This window comes from Clostridium sp. Marseille-Q2269 (assembly GCF_943736985.1).
GTDB lineage: Bacteria > Bacillota > Clostridia > Clostridiales > Clostridiaceae > Clostridium_F.
On sequence record NZ_CALSFS010000001.1, the window covers coordinates 293,665 to 319,130 of the forward strand.

Annotated in this window: 22 protein-coding genes; 2 read left to right on the top strand and 20 right to left on the bottom strand. The window is 27.8% G+C overall.

Annotation, left to right across the window (positions count from 1 at the left end):
• Window positions 1-87: 87 nt before the first annotated feature.
• Window positions 88-1,899 (bottom strand): MutS-related protein, encoded by a 1,812-nt coding sequence (locus tag NGI68_RS01260; RefSeq protein WP_251859668.1) that lies wholly within the window; start codon window positions 1,897-1,899, stop codon window positions 88-90.
• A 165-nt stretch (window positions 1,900-2,064) separates the two neighbouring features.
• Window positions 2,065-3,924, bottom strand: a complete 1,860-nt coding sequence (locus NGI68_RS01265) for a type IA DNA topoisomerase (protein ID WP_251859669.1) — start codon at window positions 3,922-3,924, stop codon at window positions 2,065-2,067.
• 371 nt (window positions 3,925-4,295) lie between these two features.
• On the opposite strand from NGI68_RS01265, the gene NGI68_RS01270 reads away from it, so the two are divergent.
• Window positions 4,296-5,870, top strand: coding sequence for an FAD-dependent oxidoreductase (locus NGI68_RS01270; RefSeq protein WP_251859670.1), 1,575 nt, complete (start codon window positions 4,296-4,298; stop codon window positions 5,868-5,870).
• 99 nt (window positions 5,871-5,969) lie between these two features.
• Here the strand turns inward: NGI68_RS01270 and asnA are convergent, their stop codons facing one another.
• On the bottom strand, window positions 5,970-6,992 hold the full coding sequence (asnA, locus tag NGI68_RS01275) for an aspartate--ammonia ligase (protein WP_251859671.1): 1,023 nt from the start codon (window positions 6,990-6,992) through the stop codon (window positions 5,970-5,972).
• Between the two features lie 326 nt (window positions 6,993-7,318).
• Window positions 7,319-8,338, bottom strand: a complete 1,020-nt coding sequence (locus NGI68_RS01280) for an NADH:flavin oxidoreductase (RefSeq protein WP_251859672.1) — start codon at window positions 8,336-8,338, stop codon at window positions 7,319-7,321.
• Between the two features lie 260 nt (window positions 8,339-8,598).
• Between NGI68_RS01280 and NGI68_RS01285 the strand changes: the two genes are divergently transcribed.
• Window positions 8,599-9,174 (top strand): MORN repeat-containing protein, encoded by a 576-nt coding sequence (locus NGI68_RS01285; RefSeq protein ID WP_251859673.1) that lies wholly within the window; start codon window positions 8,599-8,601, stop codon window positions 9,172-9,174.
• A gap of 73 nt (window positions 9,175-9,247) precedes the next feature.
• Here NGI68_RS01285 and NGI68_RS01290 read toward each other — a convergent pair whose 3' ends face one another.
• From NGI68_RS01290 to pyrR, 16 genes are all read right to left on the bottom strand, one after another.
• Window positions 9,248-10,270 carry a methylcobamide:CoM methyltransferase MtbA gene (locus tag NGI68_RS01290; protein ID WP_251859674.1) on the bottom strand — a complete coding sequence of 341 codons (1,023 nt, stop codon included), beginning with the start codon at window positions 10,268-10,270 and terminating at the stop codon, window positions 9,248-9,250.
• 78 nt (window positions 10,271-10,348) lie between these two features.
• Complete coding sequence (locus tag NGI68_RS01295; RefSeq protein ID WP_251859675.1) at window positions 10,349-11,011, bottom strand: cobalamin B12-binding domain-containing protein; 663 nt, start codon at window positions 11,009-11,011, stop codon at window positions 10,349-10,351.
• A 30-nt stretch (window positions 11,012-11,041) separates the two neighbouring features.
• Window positions 11,042-11,914 (bottom strand): uroporphyrinogen decarboxylase family protein, encoded by an 873-nt coding sequence (locus tag NGI68_RS01300; protein ID WP_251859676.1) that lies wholly within the window; start codon window positions 11,912-11,914, stop codon window positions 11,042-11,044.
• 24 nt (window positions 11,915-11,938) lie between these two features.
• Window positions 11,939-12,868, bottom strand: coding sequence for a GTP-binding protein (locus tag NGI68_RS01305; protein WP_251859677.1), 930 nt, complete (start codon window positions 12,866-12,868; stop codon window positions 11,939-11,941).
• 140 nt (window positions 12,869-13,008) lie between these two features.
• Window positions 13,009-14,739 carry an ASKHA domain-containing protein gene (locus NGI68_RS01310; protein ID WP_251859678.1) on the bottom strand — a complete coding sequence of 577 codons (1,731 nt, stop codon included), beginning with the start codon at window positions 14,737-14,739 and terminating at the stop codon, window positions 13,009-13,011.
• Window positions 14,740-14,880: 141 nt separating this feature from the next.
• Window positions 14,881-16,278, bottom strand: a complete 1,398-nt coding sequence (locus NGI68_RS01315; protein ID WP_251859679.1) for a Na+/H+ antiporter NhaC family protein — start codon at window positions 16,276-16,278, stop codon at window positions 14,881-14,883.
• Between the two features lie 45 nt (window positions 16,279-16,323).
• On the bottom strand, window positions 16,324-17,376 hold the full coding sequence (locus NGI68_RS01320) for a uroporphyrinogen decarboxylase family protein (protein WP_251859680.1): 1,053 nt from the start codon (window positions 17,374-17,376) through the stop codon (window positions 16,324-16,326).
• A gap of 261 nt (window positions 17,377-17,637) precedes the next feature.
• Window positions 17,638-17,793 carry a hypothetical protein gene (locus tag NGI68_RS01325; protein WP_251859681.1) on the bottom strand — a complete coding sequence of 52 codons (156 nt, stop codon included), beginning with the start codon at window positions 17,791-17,793 and terminating at the stop codon, window positions 17,638-17,640.
• An 80-nt stretch (window positions 17,794-17,873) separates the two neighbouring features.
• Window positions 17,874-18,791 (bottom strand): patatin-like phospholipase family protein, encoded by a 918-nt coding sequence (locus NGI68_RS01330; protein ID WP_251859682.1) that lies wholly within the window; start codon window positions 18,789-18,791, stop codon window positions 17,874-17,876.
• A 173-nt stretch (window positions 18,792-18,964) separates the two neighbouring features.
• On the bottom strand, window positions 18,965-19,525 hold the full coding sequence (locus NGI68_RS01335) for a hypothetical protein (protein WP_251859683.1): 561 nt from the start codon (window positions 19,523-19,525) through the stop codon (window positions 18,965-18,967).
• Window positions 19,526-19,552: 27 nt separating this feature from the next.
• Window positions 19,553-20,095: a carbonic anhydrase gene (locus NGI68_RS01340; protein ID WP_251859684.1), complete on the bottom strand. Its 543-nt coding sequence runs from the start codon at window positions 20,093-20,095 to the stop codon at window positions 19,553-19,555.
• A gap of 342 nt (window positions 20,096-20,437) precedes the next feature.
• On the bottom strand, window positions 20,438-21,580 hold the full coding sequence (locus NGI68_RS01345; RefSeq protein WP_251859685.1) for a THUMP domain-containing class I SAM-dependent RNA methyltransferase: 1,143 nt from the start codon (window positions 21,578-21,580) through the stop codon (window positions 20,438-20,440).
• A 48-nt stretch (window positions 21,581-21,628) separates the two neighbouring features.
• Window positions 21,629-22,390, bottom strand: a complete 762-nt coding sequence (locus tag NGI68_RS01350; RefSeq protein ID WP_251859686.1) for an exodeoxyribonuclease III — start codon at window positions 22,388-22,390, stop codon at window positions 21,629-21,631.
• A gap of 341 nt (window positions 22,391-22,731) precedes the next feature.
• Window positions 22,732-23,040, bottom strand: coding sequence for a hypothetical protein (locus NGI68_RS01355; RefSeq protein ID WP_251859687.1), 309 nt, complete (start codon window positions 23,038-23,040; stop codon window positions 22,732-22,734).
• Between the two features lie 246 nt (window positions 23,041-23,286).
• On the bottom strand, window positions 23,287-24,627 hold the full coding sequence (gene uraA, locus NGI68_RS01360) for a uracil permease (RefSeq protein WP_251859688.1): 1,341 nt from the start codon (window positions 24,625-24,627) through the stop codon (window positions 23,287-23,289).
• Between the two features lie 43 nt (window positions 24,628-24,670).
• A complete protein-coding gene (gene pyrR, locus NGI68_RS01365) occupies window positions 24,671-25,207 on the bottom strand; it encodes a bifunctional pyr operon transcriptional regulator/uracil phosphoribosyltransferase PyrR (RefSeq protein WP_251859689.1) in 537 nt (178 codons plus the stop codon).
• Window positions 25,208-25,466 lie beyond the last annotated feature (259 nt).

Genomic DNA, 25,466 nt, shown 5'->3' on the forward strand with positions numbered 1-25,466 from the left:
AAGATTTAAAAATGTATAAACTTATAAAAGATATATCTTATAAACTAAAATTAAGCTTTATACAGTTCTTTGGAACTTTTAATATACTTAATTTTCTAGGATCTCTATTCCCACCATATTCATAAGATATTTAGCATTAGTTGTAGTAGAATGTCCTTTTTTTATTTTATAATCAAAATATATTTCATTATTCTTATAGTATTCAGAAAAATGGTAATTCCTTATTCTTTCATTTTTATCTAAATCGCAAAGTTCTAAATCATGTGTTGTTAATGCTCCTATTATCCAAGGTTTATTTAGATTAAGCAATACATTTCTAGCTCCTATATATCTATCCTTAGAATTTGTACCTCTAAATATTTCATCTATTAAAAAAATCATAGGCATTTTATTCTTTGAATGTTTTATTATATTTTTTATTTTTATAAGCTCTCTATAAAATGTAGATATTCCACTTTTTAAATCATCTGTTATTCTCATAGATGTATATATATCCATAATAGAGCAACTCATTTCTTCCACACAAACTGGAGCTCCACTGTAAGCTAAAACTAAATTAATTCCTAAAGTTCTTAAAAAAGTGGTTTTACCTGACATGTTTGATCCAGTTATAAGCAAAATATTATTTTTCATAGTGAAATCATTAGAAACCCTATCCTTTATATTAATTAAAGGATGGCCTATGCTTTTGCATTCTATAGTTAATTCTACTTTTTCATTAGAATTTAATATATTAGGGAAATAAACTTCATTGTTTATATGAGTTAAAACAGCTAAACTTGAGAGACTTTCTATTTCTCCTATAGCATTTAACCACCATTCTATCTTATGCCCATATTTTAATTTCCAAGCTTCTAAAGAAAAAACACATTGATAATCCCAAAGGAAAAGTACATTTAAAACTATATATAAAACACCATTGTATCTTAGATTGACCTTTTCTGAAATTATGTCTAATTCTTTTATAGCTTTAATGGAACTTTCCTTTTCCTTAAAAAGTAGATTCTTTATACTTTTTAACTTTTCAGAATTCACTTCTTCATTTTCTATTAACTTTAATACCTTATTATAAGTTTGAAAATTATATTTAAGCTTATCTATAGATTGCAAAATAGAATTAATTTTTATAGCTTTTATCATCCATATTAAACATTGGATAATACATATAGCCCCTACTAAAATATATAGTTTCTTAAACTTTAACAATATTATTCCTAAGGATATTGGTACTGTAATTATAGGCATAATGTATAATATATTCTTTATAATTTTATTTTTTATAAATATACCATTTTCTTTTATATATTTCATAAGTTTCTCTATACTTGTCAATTTCTCCTTATATCTTCCTGTTACATATTCTAAGTTTTCACAAAAATCTAATTTTCCGCCTAATTCCTCTACTGCTTTTTGGTTTAAAACTATTTCATTTCTATCTTTACTTGGATTTAGCAATAGTTTTACCAAGTTATTTCTACCTTCATCAGTATTTGTTGTATTTATAAGCTGGAAAAGTGATTCTTTTCCCAATATATCTAAATCTCCTGAATATGGGTGGTCTTCCGTAGAAAATTCATCACCTCTGTCTTCAAACTTTATCCATTCTCCATGAATTCTATCTATATATCTTTGATTTATATTTATCATATCTTTAAAAAAATTAAGCTTATTCTTAATATTACTATGATATATTAGTAATATTATAAATATTGCAGCTATTAATATAGAAAGTCCTACATATTTTCCGTGAAAATTTATTTTTATAGCTTTGTAAGTAAAATATATAAAAGTTAGCATTGCTACCAACCTTAAAGTTCCTACTATACTGTAAGTATTACTATATTTTTTAATATTTATTTCTTGCTCTTTTATTTTATCTAAAAACTTATTTTCTAGCATTAAAACTCCTCCTGCTCCATAGAAAATACTTAAAATTTATAATTTTTAATACTCTCTATCACATCTAATATTCTGATAATTAAAACATAATTATTGATATTATTATTTACTTTTATCTTTTTTTTAGTATAAACTTAAATAATTTTAAATTTCACTTTTCATATATTATTTATCTTTTTTAGCCCTAGTATCACATATAACAGTAGATCTTATGTTTTTTATCTTGTTTACTCCCATAACAGTAAAATTGAATATTTCCTTTAAAAAATCTTCTTTTCTAAAATTCCCTTTTTCCATATCATATAATTTTTTTTCTAACTTTCCCGTATAATCTGTATCTAAAAGTTCTCTTATAGGAAAAGTTTCTATTAGTTTACTCCCTTTATCTGTTATTAATAATGATTTACCTTTAGGAGTTATATAACCTGCATATTTCAATTTATTTATAGTTTCTGCTCTAGTAGCTGCTGTTCCTATAGAATACCCGTATAATATATTGGAATCTTCCTCATTATCTTCATTTTGCTTTGTGTTTTTCCCGCATGTTTCCATAGCTTTAAGTAAGGTTTTTTCTGTATGATGAGCAGGAGGCTTGGTCTTTTTTGATATTATTTTTACACTTTTCATTTCTACGTCATCATCTTTTTCTATAGGAGGTAAAAGCTCATCCTTCTTATTTTCCTTGTATAATTTTAACCAGCCCTTAGATTTAAGTATTTTACCCTTTGTTTTAAATAATCGTTCATAATTTTCTCCTGGTACAGTAGTTATTATTTCCGTATTTTCATATTGAGCTTCCTTCATAAATTGAGAGATAAATCTATTTTTAACTGCATCATACACTAATCTCTCATCTGGAGATAAATTCTTAGGTATTATGTAAGTTGGCATAATAGCACTATGGCTTTCTACCTTAGCATTATTAAATACCTTTTTAGAGGTGTTAAAAACTATCTCATCTTTAAAAGGAAGATCCTTTCTTAAAACCTCCAGAACATTTTTGGCCTTATCCTTAATACTTTCTTCTAATGCTGTACTTTCTGTTCTAGGATAAGTTATGTTCTTCTTTTCATAAAGACTCTGAGCTACCTTTAAAACTTTATCTGCGGTAAATCCTTTATATTTGCTTGTTATGTATCCTTGAAGATTACTTAAATTAAATAAGCTTGGTGGATTTTCTTTTTTTATTTCCACAGTTTTTTGTGTTACTAATCCATGCTTATCTTTTATTTCAGTTTTAAGCTTTTCCATTATTTTTTTATTAGGGAATTTTTCTTTTTTGCCATAAAAAAATTTACCCTTATACTTCCCTTTTTCATTTTCAAAAGTAGCCTCTAATTCATAAAACTCTTCTACTTTAAATTTTTTAATTTCAATTTCTCTATCGTATATAATCTTTAAAGTTGGCATTAATACTCTACCTATATTAAGAAGATTTCCTTTTCCTCTTGTATATTTCATAGTGGCCATAGATGTAAAATTTATTCCTATAACCCAATCTGCTAACTGTCTACTTACTCCTGCATCCTGTAAATTTATCATTTCTTCATTCTTTTTAAGACTTTTAAGACCTTTTTTTATTTCTGTTGGTGTCCATTCATTTATTAGTATTCTATATATAGGTTTATTTACACTCAAATAATTAAATATTAAAAGTGCTATAAGCTCTCCTTCTCTATCATAGTCTGTAGCAGCTACTATATCTTCCACATCTTCTCTATTTACAAGTTCCTTTATTATTTCAAGTTGTTTTTTTGCTCCTAAATCTACTACATTTTTGTTCTTACCATCATTTTTTATTTTATATTTGAATTCTTTAGGTATATATGGGAAATTCTCAAAACTCCAAAGAGCTAATTTAGGGTCATAATCCTTGCAATCAAATAAAGTTAATAAATGACCAAAGGCCCAAGTAACTATATATCCATTACCTTCTAAATATCCATTTTTTCTAGTTTTACACCCTAGTGCCTCTCCTATATTCCTAGCTACAGAGGGCTTTTCTGCTAATAATAATTTGCTCATTTTCTCACCATCACTATAATTTATTCATTTTAATTATTCATTTAATGATTATATCATATTTTTATACAATTATTCTGTAAAAACAAGGCGATAGTTGCTTCTTTTTAGACACCATTAGGAAATTTTCAATAAGTTAATATTACTGTCAGTTGATTTAGCGTTAGTTTAATATTCAAAATATGATTCTGTAAGCTGAATTTAACTAGCACAATAAGTGAATTTAATTAAAAAATCATAGGTATTTTTCTTGTTTCTTAATTTAAAAATTATTATTAATAGCTTTAAATAATTGAATATTTCTTTATTAACTACAAAACCTAAAATATATATTTAAATCTATATATTATTAATTTAAGAAAGGATAGATATTTATGAATAAATCATGTACTACCTGTAATTGCAAAGAAAACTTAAAAGGTGCATTTAAATCTTATTGGCTAGATTCCTCTTCTAAAACAAACTATCCTATTTTACATGAAAACATAAATGTAGACATAACAGTTATAGGCGCTGGTATAGTAGGAATCACCACCTCTCTTCTTCTAAAAAATCAAGGTTTCAAGGTTGCACTTATAGACGCTGATAGAATAGCACAAGGTACTTCTGGCCATACTACAGCTAAAATTACTTCTCAGCATCATTTGATATACCATAAGTTAATCAATGAAATTGGAAAAGAAAATGCTAAATTATATGCCAATGCTAATGAATCAGCCATAGACTTTATAGAAAATACCATCCATGAATATTCTATAGACTGTGATTTTCATAGACTTCCTGCCTATATTTATACTAAAGATGAAAAATTTGTACCTTCAATAAAAAAAGAAGCTGATTCTGCTGCAAGCCTTGGATTAAAAGCTAAGTTTTTAGACAGTATTCCTCTTCCATTGTCTGTAAAAGCAGCCTTATGTTTTGAAAATCAAGCTCAATTTCATCCAAGAAAATATTTATTACACTTAGCCAGTAAAATTTCTGGAGAAGGAAGCAATATATTTGAAAATACCAAAATAGTAGATATAACTGAAGAAGATGAATGTATATGTACCACTGACAATGATCAAACAATATCATCATCAAAAATTATTATAGCTTCCCATTTTCCATGTTATGATAATTTGGGATTATATTTTGCTAGATTGTCTCCTAAAAGATCCTATGTTTTAGCTTTAGAATCAAAAGAAGATTTCCCAGAGGGTATGTTTATAAATGCCGAGGAACCTGGTCGATCTCTTAGATGTGTAAATTGTAAAAACAGCAAAATCATTCTTGTGGGGGGTGAAGGTCACAAAACAGGTCATGGAGAGAATACTCTAACTCATTACAAAAACTTAAAATCCTTTGCCAAAGAAGCTGTGAATACAGAAAATATATTATACTATTGGTCCACGCAAGATTACATTACTCTAGATGGAATTCCATACATAGGGAATTTAACTTCTACCACTGAAAATATTTATGTAGCTACAGGGTTTGGAGAATGGGGAATGACTAATGGCACCGCTGCTGCTATATTGCTAAAAGATCTTATTATAAAAAAAGAAAATCCATGGGAAAATTTATATAATCCATCCAGAGCTATGTCTTCAGTCTCTGTCAAAAACTTATTTAAAGAAAATATAGATGTGGCTAAAGAATTAATCAAAGGAAAGTTAGGAAGTGCTCCAAATAATGTTCATTTAAATAATGATGAGGGAAAAGTTGTTACAATTCAAGGTAGAAAGTATGGAGCATATAAAGATAATATGGGAACTATACATTTAGTAGATAATACCTGTACTCATTTAGGATGTGAGCTTAAATGGAATGATGCAGAAAAGTCTTGGGATTGTCCTTGTCATGGCTCTAGGTTTAGCTATGAAGGAGATATTATTGAAGGACCTGCTATTAATAAGCTAAATCATTATAAAGAAAGTCCTAATAAAATTAATCCAAATATTTTTTAATATCACAAAAAATTTCTAAGGCATAAATAAAGTCTAATTATAAAACTTTATTTATGCCTTAGAATATTTTAATAATAGTGAATTAACTTTATCTCTAAATTATAATAAGTGGATTCTTGCTTCTTCACAAGATTCTACCATTTCATCTGGCCATATAGATGCTTGAACTTCTCCTATATGTGCTTTTCTCAAGAAATACATACATATTCTTGATTGTCCGATTCCACCACCAATAGTATATGGTAACTTACCTTCTAAAAGTAATTTATGAAATTCTAATTTCTTTCTATCTTCACAGTCTGCTATTTTTAGTTGTTTTTCTAAAGCATCTTCATCTACTCTTATACCCATAGATGATAATTCAAATGCTCTTTCTAATACTGGATTCCAGAAGATAATATCTCCATTCAATGTCCAATCATCATAGTCTGGAGCTCTTCCATCATGTTTTTCTCCTGAAGCTAAAACTCCTCCTATTTCCATTAAGAAAACTGCTCCTCTTTCTTTAGCTATAACGTCTTCTCTTTCCTTTGTATCTAATCCTGGATACATATCTTCAAGTTCTTGAGAAGTTATAAAAGATATTTCTTGTGGTAATATAGCATTAAATCCTTCATATTCACTACATATATATTTTTCTGTTTCTTTAAATACACCGTATAATTGCTTAACTACAGATTTTAAAGTTTCTTTGCTTCTATCCTCTTTTTTAATAACTTTTTCCCAATCCCATTGATCTACATATACAGAATGAAGGTTATCTAGATCTTCATCTCTTCTTATAGCATTCATATCAGTATAAAGACCTTCTCCAGCCTTGAACCCATATCTGTGTAACGCCATTCTCTTCCATTTAGCTAAAGAATGTACTATTTCAATTACCTCATCTTTTAGATCTTTTATATCAAAAGCTACAGGTCTTTCTATTCCGTTTAAGTTATCATTAATACCTGTATCCTTTTTTACTAATAGAGGCGCTGAAACTCTTGTAAGATTTAATTCTTTTGATAAAGTTTTTTCAAAAAAGTCTTTAACCTTTTTTATAGCTACCTCAGTTTCTCTTATTTTTAATATTGGATCATATTTTTCTGGTATTATTAATCCATCTGTACATTTTGTCATATGTTCTACCTCCTAAAATTTTGTTGAAATTTATTTTTTAGAAACCATCATGGTTATACAATTTAAATTGAATAATTATTTATAATTGCTAAAGCAATAATATTATATCCAAAATCAATTTATTAATTATGAATTAGATTTTACATGAATTTTATCATCAAGTCAACATATTTTTAATAAAATATTAATATTTTATAGGATTTTGTTATCATTCTAATAATAAGAATATGGTTTTACCAAAATATTCACCTTACAAGATTTAAAATGATGTTTACATAAATAAAAGATGGAGAATTTTTCTCAAATTCTCCATCTTTCCACTTATTTCATGCATTAAATATGCATCTGATTCCATTTTCTCCATAACATTTTCCACAGGATATACATTTAGCTTTTTCATTTTCACCATTTTCAAATTTATTTATTAAATCTGGTTCTCTTATAAAAGGTCTAGACATTGAAAAATATTCTATTTTACTATTGTTTAATATTTTATTCATATTATCATAACTTCTATTTACACCAACTAAAATTACAGGAGTATGGATTTCTTCTGCTATCTTTGCTGCATAATCCTTATATATAGATTCTTTTTTATTACCTTCAGTCCAAGTTTTACCTCCACCACTAATTTCTATAGAATCTATGCCATTTAATGAAAGTCTTCTACAAGCTATTTGACATTCATTAAATGTTGCTCCTCCTTCTTCAAAATCAGAGCAATTAATTTTTATTGAAATATGAAAATCTTTTCCTACTGCTTTTCTTATTTCATCATAAACTTCCAACATCAATGTAGTTCTTTTTTCTTCTGATCCACCATATTCATCTTTTCTTTTATTAAAAAGAGGACTCAAAGTTCTACTTAAAAAATAACCATGTGCTCCATGAATTTGCACTCCATCAAAGCCTGCCTCTTTAGCTCTTTTAGCTGCATCAACAAAAGCATTTACTATAGCTTTTATGTCTCCTTTAGGCATGTTTTCACTTAATCCATAAAATTCACTACCAGTTTCATTATTTATATAGTGTTGTCCTAATACTATTTGCATTAATACCTTAGCCCCATGTTTATGAATCTTATCTGTTAAAGATTTGTATTCTTTTATAAAGCTGTCATTATAAATTCCAAGTATCTTACGACTTGGCTTATCGTAATCAAATATAGTTGTATAGCTGGTTATTATTAATCCAACTCCACCCTTTGCTAATTCCTCATACAAGTCAAGTAATTTATCTGTAATGTGTCCAGTTTCCGTAGCCATACCTTCCCATGTTGCTGACCGAATAAATCTATTTTTCAGTTCCATTGCTTTAATATATGTGTTATCAAACAAACTTTTCATAAGAGTTCCCCCTATTTTATTCGAATTATATACTAATATATTAACACAGTTTGATTTAATGGTGAACTTTATAAATATTATTTTTATATAAAAAATTAATAATATGTATTAATAAATTAGTTTCCTTATCTTTTATGTTTTATGATATAATATTTTATACTTGGTAGTGGTTATTAAATGAAAAATAAAATCATCTATAGTTTTTATTTTAAAAAATATTCACTAATATTTATAATACTTAGAAAGGCAAGGTATAACATATGGGGAAATTAAAAATAGAGAATTCTAAACATCATAAATTAAATATTATATGCGTTAAATCCACATTATCAAAGGATAGAATTTATAATGAGCATAATCATAATCACAGCCATACTGGTATTTATGAAGGAGAAAGAAAAGATGGTAAAATGCATGGTTTTGGTACATATACCTATACTAACGGAACTAAATATATAGGTTACTGGAAAGAAAATATGATGCATGGTGAGGGAATTTTAATTTGGGCTTCTGGTGAGAAATATACTGGTAGTTGGATAAATGATGAAAAACATGGATATGGCATATACACTTGGTTAGATGGTGAAAGCTATGTTGGATATTGGAAACATGATTTAAAATCAGGTCATGGTATTTATACTTGGTTCGATGGTGATGTTTATACTGGAGATTGGATTTCTGATATGCGTCATGGACATGGAACTTATGTTTCTAATTATGGAAGTAAATATATTGGTGAATGGGTAAATGATTTAAGACATGGAAAAGGCATGTATGTTGAAGCTAATGGAGAAATCTTCATAGGTTCCTATAATAATGATGAAAGATTAAAATAAAAATACAAACAATAGCCTTTAAATTTAGTGAAGTTTAAGGGCTATTACTTGTATTTAAAAATAGTAATTTTCCTTATTTTATATTTCTTTTTTTAGCTGCATTTACCATTGCCCTTACATTATCTATAGGACTTTTGGTTCCTATTCCACAAGCTGGTGATAGTATATTAACTCCTAAATCCATACAAGAATTGGCTAATCTTTCTACTTCTTTAGAGGTACCATTTTGTATAGATATTGTACTTACATTCCCCATTATAGCTTTATTTTCTACATTTTTAATAACTTGAGTTACGCTGCTTATAGAATCAAAACTTATAACATCACTATGCAAATCATTTAACTCTTTATATATACTTTTTAATCCTCCACAAATGTGTATTATTGTACCATTTGTATAATCCCTTAACTCATCTACTATTTTATTTAAATAAGGTATAACAAATTCTTTAAATAATTTTGGCCCAAGTATTTCACCTGTTCCGCTTGGGTCTGATATAGTTATAACATTAGCACCTGCTAATAATTGAGCTTTTCCAAATTGTATTAAGTTTTCCGTTACAAACTCTATAAATTTATGAGCTTCTTGTTTTTTTCTGACTAATTCTTTATAAAAATACATAGGCTCCATTAAAGACGACGCCACACTTATAGGTCCTGTTAAATTTGCCATTATTGGTACCGGTAAATTTTTATCTTTTATAATTCTTATAGCATCTAAGACTACTTTTTCTCTTCCTTCATTTAAGTTTATTCTTTTTAATTGTCTCCACTGCTCTACTGATTCTATTGGATATTTTACAACTCTTGGTTCTGTAGTTTTATCCCCCAAATCTACGTTAGCTCCCATGGCTTCCGCTTCTATAGTCATACAGAATGGTACTCCAAAGTTTTCAAATCCTCCCTGTTCATACATAGATATAGCTAAATTGGCCATAATTTCTGGGTTTACGTGAGCTTCTGGCCATTTAAATCCGCTTATATCCATCAAATCTTCTATTATCATATTCATCATTCCACCAGGGCATATACATGGAGGCCTATCTACAGGTTTGTTTTTTAAAACTAATTTTAATCTTTCCTTTGGTGTTAACATTTGCTGCACCTCATATATTTTTTAAATTTTAACCATATATTATAAAAATCTTATTTATTATTATAAATATAATCATTATTAACAAGAAATCTTTTCTAATATTATTCTCTTTGCATATTTTGCTGCCTTTGAAGCATCAGTTGTATATGCATCTGCTCCTATTTTGTCTGCAAAATTTTGAGATATAGGACCTCCACCTATCATTACTTTTACTTTTTCTCTTATACCTTCTTCTTTAAGTAATTTTATCACTTCTTCCATACCATCCATAGTTGTAGTCATAAGAGTAGACATACAAATTATATCTGCTTCTACTTCTTTAGTTTTGTCAACAAAATCTTTTGGTGGTACATCTCTACCTAAATCTATTACTTCAAATCCTTCTGTTTCCATCATTATCTTAACCAAATTTTTCCCTATATCATGAGTATCTCCTTGTATTACCCCTATAATTACTTTATGTCTTTTCTCTAAATTATTTTTTTCTAAATGAGGTTTTAACACATCTAATCCTGAGTACATAGCATCAGAGCACATCAACAATTCTGGAATATAATATTCTCCTTCTTCATATAGCTCCCCTGCTCTATTCATTCCATCTGCAAGTCCTTTATCTATTGCATCATAGGCACTAATATTTTTCTCTACACATTCCTTAGCTAATTCCACTGTTTCTTCTTCTTCCATTTCTACTACTGATTCTGATAGTTTCTTTATTAATTCTTCTGATACATTACTCATTATTATTCCTCCTTAAATATGTTCAAATTATTATAATTGTATTTCCCAAACCACAGGTTTTTTCATTGGTTTAGTAGTTTGTCTTAAGCAATTATGACCTAATATTTTTATATTTGCATTTTTTTCTATAACATAGTTTAATGCTTGTCCATAGGTGATTCCTTTTTGTACTTTTATAGGATTTGATTTTATAAAACCAGATCTATCTAATGAAGATGAAGTTATACCACAAAGGTGAATTATGGACTCATTTAAGTAATCCTTAGTCTGTTTTAAAGCATTATAGGTATACTTTCCACCTAATTCTTTGTACATTTTTGGTCCTAATATATCTAAAGTTCCAGCAGAATCTCCAAAGGATATTATGTCTACACCTCTTTTTAATCCCTCTTTTATAAATTCTACTGAATTATTTTGAACTATTTCCATAAGTCTTTCTACTTCATCTCTATTTTTTCTTATTGCCTTATAAAAAACTCTTGGATCTATTAAAGAACTTATTATAGTAAAAGGACCTTGTACATCCATTATTACTTTTTCCCCATGTTCTTTCAATATCTCAACTGATTTTAAAACCTGTGCTATTCTGTTTGATTCAAAATCTATTTCTCCTAAGACTTTAATATCTTCCATGTTTTTAAATGCATAATTGGATACTCTAGGTCCTACTTTTTCATTTCCTAAATTTATTTCCCCACCTAATGCCTCCGCTTCTACAGTCATACAAAAAGGTACTACTGAAAATAAATCACTATTAAATTCCCTTATATTTTTAGATAACAATGCCATATCTTTAGCATTTTTATGTACATTAGGAAACGTTATTCCTGATTTTTTTACAGCTTCCTTAGGTAGTTCCTCTCCTGTATCTAATACACATTTAAAGTTCACATCATACTCCATTGTCATTACTCCTTAAAAAATATTTTATTGTTCTTTTATTTTATATTTTTCTCTAAATAAAAATTTAATTTTTTCTCTAGCCAACCTCTGACCTATTATACAAATTTTTATTTCTTCTTTATTGTTAATTTTTTCTATATTATGAACCTTTTTAGTGCAATTAATTTTAATTAATTCTTCTTTCCCATTTAAAAAACCTTTTATTCTTATTATATTTCCATAGTTGTTTGTAAATAGTTTGTTTAATATTTCATTTATTTCTTGTATTTTAAAGACTTTATTAGTTTTTATACCTAAGCTTTCAAATCCATCCTCTGTAGACACTGTAATATCTATAGGATCTATTGTTATATCTTTTGACAAATCTTTATGTAAAAATTTTGTTATATACTCTTCATTAAATTTCATCCAAGGCAACATTATTATATTTGCATCATCATTAAACTTTACTAGATCCTTTTTTATTTTATCTAGTGTAGTTTTATCTACCATTTGACTTTTGCTTACTAGTAATATTTCTGCATTTTTTATCTGATCCATATAAAATTCTCCAAATGCATCCTTTTCTTCTAAATAGCTTGTACCATCTACCACAGTTATTATGGAGCTAATATGAATTTGATTTTTAAAGACTTCTTTTTTTAATATATCTAATACTTGACTTAAAGAGCTTATACCTGTAGGTTCTATAATTATTCTATCTGGTTTGTATTCTTCTATAATCTTCTTTATAGAATCCTCAAAATCTTGCTTCATCATGCAACATATGCATCCACTTGCCAATTCAAATACATTAAATCCTTCATTTTTTATTAAATCTCCATCTATAGCCACTTCTCCAAATTCATTTTCTATTACAACCAATTTTTCATCTTTTTTATTGTTTAAAATTTTCTTTATTAAAGTAGTCTTTCCTGCCCCTAAAAATCCTGAAATTAAATTTACTTTTATCATTTTAATCACTCCATCAAAACTGAAAATTACAATTATTTATATTATATTTAAATATTATTGTAAATAATTATCAATTATATTTTCTTAGATATATATTATACTTATACATATTTTTCTTTATTAAATTCATAATTATTTAATTAAAAACTTAATGCGTTTACAAAATACTCTTGAAAATCTTCTCTTGTGGAAAGCTCTATAACTTTTATTTTATCCCTTATATCTATCATAGATTTTGAAATATCCTTATTTAACAAAGATAATCTAGCTCCTTCTATAGAAGAATTTCCAACAAATTTTATTTTTCCTTTAAATCCATTTGGTATTATTCCTAATGTTTTTATACTATCTGAATTTATATGATATCCAAAGGCTCCTGCAATTACGGCTTCTTCTATATCCTCTATATCTGTATTTACTTCCTTTAAAAGCATGTTAATTCCAGAAGATATTGCTCCTTTTGCTAACTGTATTTGTCTTATATCATTTTGAGATATATACACCTTATCTGTTATATAGAATTTTTTATCCTTTAATCTTTCTTTTAATTTACTTACCATATTTTTATTAAATCTTCCACTAGACATAACCACATTACTCTTTATTAGAGCTGCCATAACATCCATAAGGCCGCTTCCACAAATACTCTTAGCTTCTTCATTTCCAATAACTGAATATTTAAATTCATCATCTTCATTTATATCAAAACTATCTATAGCTCCTTTCTCAGCTCTAGACCCACAGGAAATATTCATTCCTTCAAAAGCTGGACCTGCTGCAGTAGAAGAAGCTGACATTTTTCCTTTATAAATAGCCGCTAATTCTCCATTAGTTCCTATGTCTATAAATATAGATGGATGTTTCTTATTTTGAAAGTCTGTAGCAACAATACCTGCTACAATATCTGCTCCCACATATGAAGATAATGAAGGAAGTAATACTACATTACCCTCTATATTTATATCTATGTCAATATCTTTTGCCTTTACTTCCAATTGATCTAAAAATATGGCCCTATAGGGTGCTTTAGCTATAGTATTAGGATCAACACCTGTAAATAGATGAAGCATGGTAGTATTAGCAGCTATATCTACTTCATATATATTTGTCCTTTTATAATTTTCACCTATTAATTCATTAATAATAGAATTCACTTTATTTCTTATGCATTTAGACAATACATCTACACCATCTTCATTTTCCATACAATATGTTATTCTAGATAACACATCTCCTCCATATTCAGTCTGTGGATTTAAGTCTGATATTTTGTTTAAAATCTCCCCATTTACTAAATCCAACAGATACGCTGATATTCCCGTAGTACCTATATCTAATGCTATAGCTAAAGCTGGTTCTATTTTATTAATTATATCTATCAATTCATCATCTCGAATTATTCCTGAAAACTCTTTTTTCTTATGTTTTTCTATTTCTCCTATTTTTTTTAGAACACTTAATTTGTCTACAAACACACTTAAAGTATTTTTATAGGGTAAATTAATTTTTTCATCTATATTCTTTAGGTTCACTTTTTTTATTTTACTATTTAATTTTGTTTCTATAGAAAAACCTCTATTAATAGTTTTTAATTTTTTATTTCTATCTTTTTCTATTAATTCTATTTGGGCATCACCCTTTACTTCACAAATACACGCCAGCCTAATATTATCTTCTTCTGTGAATTTTTCTTCCTCTTTTGTTTTAAGCGAAAGCTTACCTCTCGCTATAACTTTACATTTACCACATTTACCTTTTCCATTACAAGGTGCTTCAATATAAAGACCTGCTTTTCTTATACATTCTATAAGCTTTGTACTGTTTTCAACTTCTATTTCTAACTGTTTCTTTATAAAAGTAATCCTAGCCATAAAATTACCTCTTTCTATATCAAATTAGTTGTATTTTCTTTGCTAAAATAAAAACTATAATTATAAAATATTCATATGAAAAATAAGGGTATGAGGACAAACACATAAAAATTTATTCATGAGTTTGTCCTTTAAGTCAATTTATACCTTTTCTACAGGTTTACTACTTTCAAAACTTCCCTTTACGGCAGGTTTACTATTTTCAAAATCCCAAGGATGTTTCTTTAGATAACCATTTGCAAAAGGAGTTAATATGAAAATTATAGCAAATATAGCTAATATAAATGGATACCACATATAAGGTACAATTTGGACTGGACTAACTGAGCCTTTAGTAAAACTACCTGCTATCAACAATTGAGCTCCATATGGTATTATTCCTTGCATTGCCATTGAAAATGTACTTAGAAGAGAAGCCGTTTTTCTTGGATCTATTTTATATTTCTTTGATATTTCTTTTGACAATTCACCACAAACAATTATAGAAACCGTATTATTTGCTGTAGCTACATCTGTTAATGCTACAAGTGAACTTATTCCTAATTCAGCAGATTTTTTACCTTTTATCATTTTATTTATCTTGTATAGAAGCCAGTCAAGACCACCACCTTTGGATACCATATTAGCAAGTCCTCCAGTTAACAGTGATAATGAAAAAATATCAAACATTCCTGTAAATCCTCCATAAACTTCCTTTGCAAATCCTAAAATTGTGAAGTCTCCATAACCAATGCCAATAGCTCCAGAGAGTATTATTCCACCCATTAATACTGCAAATACATTTTTCCCAGCTAAGGCTGCTATTAAAACAAACATATAAGGAATTATTTTTATTAAATTAAATGAATGACTTGCCATTTTTGGTGTAGTTACTGGCTTTCCAAATATAAATAAAAAAGCTATTGTAACTAAAGCTGCTACCGTAGCAAAGCCAAAGTTAACTCTAAATTTATCTTTCATATGTACACCTTGAGTCCTTGTAGCAGCTATAGTTGTATCGGATATAATTGATAAATTATCTCCATATAAAGCTCCACCAACTAATGCTCCTAGTGCCAAGGGCATATTTAATCCTGCTTTTGCTACTAACTGAGCAGCTATAGGACCTACTGCAACAACAGTTCCTACTGATGTTCCTGTTGCAATAGAAATAAATGCAGCTATTAAAAATATACCTACTACAATAAATTGAGGTGGTATTAAAGTTAATCCTAAATTTACTGTAGCATCAGCTCCACCCATTGCTTTAGAAACTGATGAAAATCCACCAGCTAAAAGGTATATAATACACATTATTATTATATTCTCGTCCCCACAACCTTTAACAAAGCTGTCCATTTTTTCATCTAAACTTCCTTGTATTAAAATAAATGCAAATATTATTCCTATTACTACTGCAATTGGAGCTGGAAATTGATAAAATGCCATTTCTACTCCCATAATAGATAATATAATTCCTGAGCATAAATACACTAACACAAAAATAGCAAAAGGTATAATAGCCTTTCCATTTCCTTTATTTTCATTTGTATTTCCCATTTAAAATTCTCCTCATCTTAATTTAAAATTTTAAAATTTTAAAGTCTATAAATCTATAGGATATTTTCCATAGGTTCTACCTGCCTCCATAAACATCTCAATATTTTCTATTGGTGTATGCATAGGAATTTGACATCCTGTACTCAAAACATAGCCTTTCTTAGAGTCATGTCCTTTTTTAATACATTGTTTAACTGATTGAAATATAGCTTCTTTATTGCCATTATATACTACATCAACAGGAGGAACATTCCCTGTAATAACTACTCTATCTCCCATTATTTTTTTAGCTTCCTCTAGATCTTCTACATTATCTATACTAAAATTAGAAATTCCTGTATTTACAACATCTTCCCAAATCTCTTTACTCTTTCCACAGATATGTATAGCTGGAGCTCCTCCTGTCTTCTCTTTTATCTTATCCACATTTTTTTGAAGAGCAGGAAGAGAAAATTCTCTAAATTGTTTTGGACTTATAAGACTGGTAGATGAAACTGGATCTGCAAATCCGATAGATACTCCTAGCTTAGCTACTTCTTCTATATACCTATTGTTAGATTCTGCTATTATATCCATTAAGATATGGACTTTTTTAGGATACTTTATCATCCATTTTAATAAATTTTCTGTGCCCACAGCAGAAGCTGCAACACTAAATGGCCCTGACATAGCTGCACTAACATCCACTTCATCTATAAGAGCATCTCTAGTAAGTCTTATTGCATCAATCAAAGTTGGAAGATTACCATCTTTTAAAGGATCAACTATTTTAAGTGATTCTATATCATCTATAGAACTAATAGCAGGTTTTATTAAATAAGAAATACCATAATCAGGATAGCCAACTTTAGATCCCATAGCCTCTGCCACTCCTCTAAGACTAGTAGATATTCCTACACCATCATGTCTAAGTCTTCTAAATAAAGCTATTTCTAAATCTGCCATAAGTTGTGCTGAATGATAATAGTCTTTGGCTGTTACACCAATAAAGGGTGCCATAGTAACTCCCATATCAGGTATACATATTACTCTATCAATTTCGTCACCTTTAGAAAAAGCCTCAATTCTTTCTTTAGGTGTCATTTCTTCTTTAATCAAATAAACCAGTCCTTTCTAGTAAAATACATTAATCTTGTAATTAATATATAAATTTTTATTATTGCTTTCAATTCCGTATTCTAGCATTACACTAATGATTTTTCTATAATTATATAAAATTTGAATAACCAAAAGTTTTTGTATAAAATTTTCATATATTGCTTTTATTAAATAAAAAACTTCTCTCTGAATTATAATTATAATCAGAAAGAAGTACTTATCTTTATACAAGGTTATAATACAATATATTTTATTATAAAATTAATATCCCTTTTTCTTAGCTTCTATACCACTTTCATTCATACCTGGCTCTTCCACAGTAGTATTAAGCTTATTTTTAGCCCATTGATTTTGAGTTTTATTTCCATTAGCTAAATAATTTTCTTTTGTCCATTCTCTTTTTTCTTTTGGTTTCATAATAATCCCTCCCAAGTTTATTTACATTACATATTTAGTATAAGTAAATTTCAAATAAATATTTATTTGAATTAAAATTTTTATATTCTATAGGATCTTATGTATGTTCTAAAATCCCATCGCTTTAAAAACTTATCTGCTTTTTCATAGCCTTCATTATACAATTTCTTCTTGGTTTCTAAGGATATATTAAATTCTGTAGTTTTTACGCCTAGGGCAGGTATAGATATAGTTCTAATTTTATCTTTATCATTTAAATAACTCTCATCATAGGAATATATAGTTGTTTCTATCACATCCATTATATAAGATATGAAATCTCTATTTTCTATAGTTCTGTTATACTCTTCACCATTACCTAATTTAAAACCAAAAGTGGGCCATCTGGGGATATTTTTTACATCAAATATCCATATAGGATAATTGCTAGTTATTCCTCCATCTACTATATAGGCTTCTTTCCCCAGGTACTTCAATTTTACTGGTTTAAAGAAAAAAGGTATACTTATACTCATTGTTACTGCTTTAGATATTTCTAATTCCATAGGATTTAGACCATATTTCTTTAAATCATCTGGCAATATAACTAATCTTTTATTAGTAACATCCGATACTATTATCTTTAAAGGAGATCTTCCATTTAAACTTATATGCTTAAACTTAGTTTTCCCTTTATCTTTAAATACTTGTTGAAGATACTTTTCTATATATGTTGTACTAAAAATTCCTTTTTCAAATAAGAGACCTAAAGTTTTTTGACCAAAAGGGAATTTTTTAATAGCAGTAGTATTGCCTACATTTTCATAATCTAATTCATACATTATGTTTCTTATCTCTTTTCCTGTGTATCCAACAGCTAATAAAGATGCGATTATAGCACCTGCAGATGTCCCCGCTACCCTTTGCCAATTAACACCCTCTTCTTCTAACCTACAAATAGCTCCTGTAAAAGCTGTAGCCTTAACTCCACCACCTTGAAAAACAGCATCTGCTTTCAAATAAAATCACCTTAATATTTATTGCTTCATGTTATACTATGTTTATTAAATACTTATTATACTTTTAGATTAAATTCAAATAAAAAAATTCAGTTACTATGTGATTTAATATAAATTTAAAATTAAATCATATAGTAACTGAATTACATATAACATATCAGAAAATTATATTTTTAAAAACTGATTTTGAACTTACCACCTTCAATTTTTATATCTTTTACTTTAACTTTAGTAATTCCTTTATCTATAATAATTTCTTCTCCATTACTTTGTATATTAGGAATGCTTGATTTATTTATTTGATCAAGTAAAATATGCTTAGGTACTGATATTTTACCCATTTTTATATTATCTATTTTATAAATTATTTTGTCATCTCTAGTACTTACATTACCATAAGAAGACATAAGTAGATCTAATCCATTATATCTAACTGGTATAGATAAATTTAATTTATTGTCTTTAGTATCAACTTTAACGGATTTTACTAATATATTTCCTACATTTTTTTCATTTTGGAAATAAACCTTTAACATGTCATTTACATCATCTTCACTTACAGTTAAGGTTCCTTTATTAAGCTCTATATTTTTTAACTTATCTATCACATTTTCATTTTTGATGGAATTATCGCTTAATTTATCTCCTTGGTATGTAGCCATCTTAAAAAACATAAACCCAGCTATACCTATACATATACAGATAATAAGCAATATTTTTATTATTTTTTTCATTTTATATACTTCCCTTCCCCCATAAAACTAATCCTCTTTAACTAAATATAATAAATTATCATCCACATTATAAAATAATGGTGCTATTAATATTTTAGGATATTTTGTTCTTAGTCTTTTTGTTTCACCTAATAAAAAACTAATTTCATTTTCTATTTCAAACATAGGAGCAAAACTCATAAAATGCTCCTCTGCTTGTGCCTTATCCCATCCAGCATTATTAACTAATCCCTTAATAAATTTTTCTTTTTTACTGATCAAATTTACCATTCCACAATTATTATGACCTATTAATGCTAAAGTCTTAACTCCTCCAACTGCCACAGTATATGATATCTTAAATTCACTATATCTTAAATTTCCTCCACCAGTTCTAAGTATATAAGCAAAATTATTTGGTATTTTAAGCTGTTTTCTGTTATCCATGCACATTCCTACTAATAATTCTGCACTATTATATTCATCATGTTTACAATCTAAATTATGATATCTAAAAAGTTTTTCAATAGCTGTATTTTTATAAATAGGTAATATATCTTCAACATTTTCTACTTTCATTAATCTATCCATATTTTATTTATGGGACAATATAATCCCATAAAACTTCACCACCTTTATCTATAACAATAATATTTTTATTTCATGACTATCTATGTTAATATCTTTAAAATCATTAAGCATAGTACTTTGATCCTAGTAAGTAATTGCATTATAAGATAGTTAATTTTCTAAGTCATCTTTGTTAAATGGAAATTTTAAGAAATTATTTTAAAAAACTTATACTATAGACTAAGAATTTTTTGATGTCATTACTAAAAAATTATAAGTTCGATCTTAAGTAGCACCTTATATTTAGCTATTGAAATTAAGTAATTTTATATAATAAATCATTATTCAAATGTTTTATAAAGATTATTTTTCATAATACTTTTTAGTAGGTTCTAATCCTATATATTGATAATAATAACATTTCAATCTTCCATTATATAATTTCCTATTCCTATTAGATTTCTCACCAAATATCTTTTCAAAACCTTCATAAGAAGTTAATACAAAGCAAGACCAGTCTTCCAATTCTGAGTATACTTCCCCTAGATTTTTATAAAGCTTTTCTACTTCTTTTAGAGTATTTAATCTTTCACCATAAGGTGGATTAGTTATCATAACTCCATATTTCTTTTTTGATTTAAATTCTTCCATAGGCATCTTTTGAAAAGCTATATAATCAGAAACTCCTGCTTTTTGTGCGTTATCTCTAGCGGTTTTTAATATTCTCCCATTTATATCTGAAGCTAATATTCTAAAGTCATTATTGTTTATACAGTTTTTAGCATGTCGTCTTACTTCTTCCCACATATTTACAGGTATTATATCCCAATCTTCTGCTGCAAATCTCCTATTTAAACCTGGTGCTATATTTTTACCTATTAAGGCCGCTTCTATAGCAATGGTACCAGAACCACACATAGGATCTGAAAGTATTCTTGAAGGTTCCCACTTACTTAAAAGTACCAAAGCTGCTGCTAGCGTTTCCTTAAGAGGTGCTTCTCCTGCATTTTCTCTATATCCTCTTTTATGAAGTCCTGCCCCTGAAGTATCCAAGGTTAATGTTACTATATCTTTTAAAATAGCTACCTCTATTTTATATTCTGGTCCATCTTCACTAAACCAATCCTTAACATATTCTCTTTTCATGGCTTCTATTACAGCTTTTTTTACTATAGACTGACAATCTGGAACACTATGTAGTGTAGATTTAATAGATTTTCCTGTTACATGCATAAAGCCATCTTCTGAAATATATTCTCCCCAAGGTATTCTCTTAGTCCCTTGGAAAAGTTCCTCAAAACTTTCTGCCTTAAATTCTGCCATTTTTATTAAAACTCTATCTGCAGTCCTAAGCCACATATTGCATGTAACTATATCTCTTTCATCACCTATAAAAGCAACTTTACCATTTTCTATTTTTAAATCATCATATCCTAATTCTTTTAATTCATCCGCTACTACTTTTTCTAGTCCGAAGGTTGCTGTAGCAATTAGTGTATATTCCATTTTTTCATCTCCTACTTTAACATAATTTATATTTAATATATTAAATATTTATTTTATCTCTAACATTACAGGACAATGATCTGAACCATAAACTTCATTTAATATTTCTGTATTTTCTACTTTATCCAATAAATTATTTGAAACAAAATGGTAATCAATTCTCCATCCTGCATTTCTCTCTCTTGCTTTAAATCTGTAACTCCACCAAGAATATTTAATCTTGTCTGGATTTATGTTTCTAAAGGTATCTGTATATCCTCTTTCTATTATTTTATCTATCCATTCTCTCTCTATTTTTAAAAATCCTGAAGTTTTTTCATTGGCTTTAGGATTTTTAAGATCTATTTCATTATGAGCAGTATTATAATCTCCACATATAACCAATTTTTTATCTTCTTTAACCAATTGATCACAATAATCAAATAAAGCTTCATAAAAATCTAATTTATATTGAAGTCTTTCTTCATCCCTTTGGCCATTAGGGAAGTATATATTTAGAAGAGTAAATTTTTTAAATTCTGTTATAAGTATTCTGCCTTCTGAATCAAATTTTTCCACTCCTATACCGCGTTTTATAGAAATAGGTTCTTCCCTTGTATATGTAGCTACTCCACTATACCCTTTTTTTTCTGCAAAACTAAAATAAGAGTGATATCCTTCTATGTTTTTTATATTATCTTCTAATTGATTCTCCTGCAATTTTGTTTCTTGAATACATAATATATCAGGATCTTCTTCTTCTATCCACTGAAAGAAGTTCTTTTTTGCTACTGCTCTTAACCCATTAACATTCCAAGAATAAATTCTCATAATACCACCTTTTCTCAACTTGTTTTAACCAATATGATTTAATAACTATTATTAAATTATACCAAATTTTTTTAAAAAACACACGTTAAACAATGAAATTGTAATTTTTTTAAAAGCTTTACTGAAGTATAACATAAAAAATTTATTAAAATAACGTATATAATCCAATATTTCACTAAATCAAGATTAATAAATAGCTCATAAATCTATCTAAAATTAAATATTGAATTTTAATAAGTAGAATAAGGCAAGATGTTATTAATAACTAAAATCATCTTGCCTTATTATAGATTAATTTTATAGTTTGTAAAACTTATTATTATTATAAAAATATTAAAACCTTATATGTGTATTTTATATACATTAGTCTCATCTTTATGTGTAAAATTAATAAAATTCAGCATAATTCCTGATATAATTCCAGTTAATATATAAATAATAATATCTGAAAATACTCCAACCACACATATTATAAATGATAATATAAGCATACAAGCTATATAAAATACAGGTTTCCAATATGAGTTAAATATACTAAGACTAGAATCTAATTTTTTTATGAAATTGTATTTTTTAGCTATCTTATTAAATATAATATAGCTAAATAAACAAGATATCAACATTGGCAAAAAATCTACAAACCTAATCATATTTTCATCTCCTTATTATTCAATTTTTAAATATAGCAAATCTGTTTCGCTTATACTTATCCTGTATATTACATTTTATTGAAATATATTACAATTATAACAATATCTCTTACAGAATTCAACTTAATTTAAAACTTACATTGCGTATTCAACACAAATATAATTACTAAATATTCAAAAAATAAAAATACTAATGCAAAATTACATTAGTATTTTTCATTATACATATAATATATTTAATGTTTTCTAAACTACATTTTTTTCTATAGGTTTAACAGATTCTTCATTTAAATTCTCTTCATTATCGGCTTCTTCTGTCCTACTTTCTTTTGGAAGTATTAAATTTAATATTATTCCAACTAGTGTTGCTAGTGCAACTCCTGCTACTTCTACATCAGAGCCTGCCAATTTAAATTTTACTGCAGCTCCTCCTATTCCTAATACTATTATTACAGAAGATATTATCAAGTTTCTCTTTTTACTGAAATCTATTTTATCTTCTACAAATACTCTAAATCCTGAAGAAGCTATTATTCCAAATAATAATATGCTAACCCCACCCATAACTGGCATTGGTATTGTAGCTATTAATGTAGCTACAGGGCCTATAAATGAAAGTATAATGGCTATTATAGCAGCCCCTACTATTACCCACACACTGTATACTTTTGTTATAGCCATAACGCCTATATTTTCTCCATAGGTTGTATTTGGAGGGCCACCTATAAATCCTGCTAATAAAGTAGCTATACCATCTCCTAGTATAGATCTATGAAGTCCAGGATCCTTTGTAAAATCTTTCCCCACTACGTTATTAGTTACATAAACATGTCCTATATGTTCTGCTAGTGTTACAAAAGCTACTGGTGCCATTAATACCATAGCATTTATATTGAATTGTGGTTTCATAAATGGTGGAAGTTGAAATAAAGGTGCACTTGCTATTTTAGCTAAAGTTTCTTGAGATATAACCCCTAAAGCTAATGCTGAAATATAGCCGCATATCATGGCTATAAGAATTGGTATTACTCCTAAAAATCCTTTAAAATACATTGTCCCTAGTATTCCTATTCCCAAAGTTATCATTGAAACTGTAATCCATGCCCACCTTGGTACATTTTGCATTGACTCTACTGTAAAGCTGGAGTTAAGGCCTGCCCAGTTTACTGCTACTGCTGCCAACCCTAATCCTATTACTATTACAACAGAACCAACAACTATAGGAGGCAACACTTTATTTAACCAATCTGTACCTGTAAAACTTATTATGCCCGCTACTAATATATAAATTAATCCTGCAGCTATTATTCCAGATAGCATAGCATTAGGTCCATAAGCCGCTGATGCCACTGTCATAGGTCCTATAAATGCAAAAGATGATCCTATATATGCTGGTAATTTTGCTTTGGTACAAAGAACATAAAGAAGAGTTCCTATACCACTTCCAAACAATGCAATGGAAGGACTCATGCCTGTAAGCATAGGTACTAATATAGTGGCTCCAACCATTGCAAACAAATGTTGAAAACTTAAAGGTATAGTTTTTAAGATAGGTAATTTTTCATTTACGTCTATATATTTTTTCATATTGTTTCCCCCTTTTAGTCTCTCTGGACTATTTTAAAAGACGTTATCTTTCAAATATTTTAATGGAATCATGTCCATCAAATTCTTTTAGATTTACCGATACTACTTCAGCTTTTGAAGTTGGAATGTTTTTACCTACAAAATCTGGTCTTATAGGTAATTCCCTATGTCCTCTATCAACCAAAACTGCCAGTTGTATAGAAGATGGTCTTCCATGATGTATAGTAGCGTCCATAGCTGCTCTTACGGTTCTTCCTGTAAATACTACATCATCTACTAAAATTATTTTTTTATCATTAATGTTATGTTCTAAATCTAAGCTTTTTATTACTGGCTGTTCACTTTCTTTACTTAAATCATCTCTATATAAAGTTATATCTACAGAACCTACTGGTACTTTCACATCTTCAATACTTTCTATAGCATTAGCTATTCTTTTTGCTAATGGATAACCTCTTCTTTTTATTCCTACAAGAATAATATCTTCTACACCTTTGTTTTTTTCTATTATTTCATGAGCTATTCTAGTAAGACTTCTTTTAATACCTTTTTCATCTAATATTTCAGCCTTAAGATTCAATTTTATGCCTCCTTCTTTTAAAAAAATAAGAGTTAATTAAGTTAGTTTTTTATCCCTCTCAATATTAATTAAATTAATTAATAAGCTTTAAATTTATTATACAAAATGTCATACTTGAATAAAAAAATGCCCTTACTCTGCAAGTAAAGGCATAATAATTCTATATAAATTTATTCATAGCCTTATGACCTCACAGGATCATTTTAAAGGTAAAACATTTTCTATCATTATACAACATCTATCATAAATTTTCAATAGA

What these genes read in the sequence shown, in the direction of transcription:
- NGI68_RS01260 (WP_251859668.1), bottom strand. Translation starts at nt 1,899, where the DNA reads ATGCTAGAAAATAAGTTTTTAGATAAAATAAAAGAGCAAGAAATAAAT.
- NGI68_RS01265 (WP_251859669.1), bottom strand. Translation starts at nt 3,924, where the DNA reads ATGAGCAAATTATTATTAGCAGAAAAGCCCTCTGTAGCTAGGAATATA.
- NGI68_RS01270 (WP_251859670.1), top strand. Translation starts at nt 4,296, where the DNA reads ATGAATAAATCATGTACTACCTGTAATTGCAAAGAAAACTTAAAAGGT.
- asnA (WP_251859671.1), bottom strand. Translation starts at nt 6,992, where the DNA reads ATGACAAAATGTACAGATGGATTAATAATACCAGAAAAATATGATCCA.
- NGI68_RS01280 (WP_251859672.1), bottom strand. Translation starts at nt 8,338, where the DNA reads ATGAAAAGTTTGTTTGATAACACATATATTAAAGCAATGGAACTGAAA.
- NGI68_RS01285 (WP_251859673.1), top strand. Translation starts at nt 8,599, where the DNA reads ATGGGGAAATTAAAAATAGAGAATTCTAAACATCATAAATTAAATATT.
- NGI68_RS01290 (WP_251859674.1), bottom strand. Translation starts at nt 10,270, where the DNA reads ATGTTAACACCAAAGGAAAGATTAAAATTAGTTTTAAAAAACAAACCT.
- NGI68_RS01295 (WP_251859675.1), bottom strand. Translation starts at nt 11,011, where the DNA reads ATGAGTAATGTATCAGAAGAATTAATAAAGAAACTATCAGAATCAGTA.
- NGI68_RS01300 (WP_251859676.1), bottom strand. Translation starts at nt 11,914, where the DNA reads ATGGAGTATGATGTGAACTTTAAATGTGTATTAGATACAGGAGAGGAA.
- NGI68_RS01305 (WP_251859677.1), bottom strand. Translation starts at nt 12,868, where the DNA reads ATGATAAAAGTAAATTTAATTTCAGGATTTTTAGGGGCAGGAAAGACT.
- NGI68_RS01310 (WP_251859678.1), bottom strand. Translation starts at nt 14,739, where the DNA reads ATGGCTAGGATTACTTTTATAAAGAAACAGTTAGAAATAGAAGTTGAA.
- NGI68_RS01315 (WP_251859679.1), bottom strand. Translation starts at nt 16,278, where the DNA reads ATGGGAAATACAAATGAAAATAAAGGAAATGGAAAGGCTATTATACCT.
- NGI68_RS01325 (WP_251859681.1), bottom strand. Translation starts at nt 17,793, where the DNA reads ATGAAACCAAAAGAAAAAAGAGAATGGACAAAAGAAAATTATTTAGCT.
- NGI68_RS01335 (WP_251859683.1), bottom strand. Translation starts at nt 19,525, where the DNA reads ATGAAAAAAATAATAAAAATATTGCTTATTATCTGTATATGTATAGGT.
- NGI68_RS01340 (WP_251859684.1), bottom strand. Translation starts at nt 20,095, where the DNA reads ATGGATAGATTAATGAAAGTAGAAAATGTTGAAGATATATTACCTATT.
- NGI68_RS01345 (WP_251859685.1), bottom strand. Translation starts at nt 21,580, where the DNA reads ATGGAATATACACTAATTGCTACAGCAACCTTCGGACTAGAAAAAGTA.
- NGI68_RS01350 (WP_251859686.1), bottom strand. Translation starts at nt 22,390, where the DNA reads ATGAGAATTTATTCTTGGAATGTTAATGGGTTAAGAGCAGTAGCAAAA.
- NGI68_RS01355 (WP_251859687.1), bottom strand. Translation starts at nt 23,040, where the DNA reads ATGATTAGGTTTGTAGATTTTTTGCCAATGTTGATATCTTGTTTATTT.
- uraA (WP_251859688.1), bottom strand. Translation starts at nt 24,627, where the DNA reads ATGAAAAAATATATAGACGTAAATGAAAAATTACCTATCTTAAAAACT.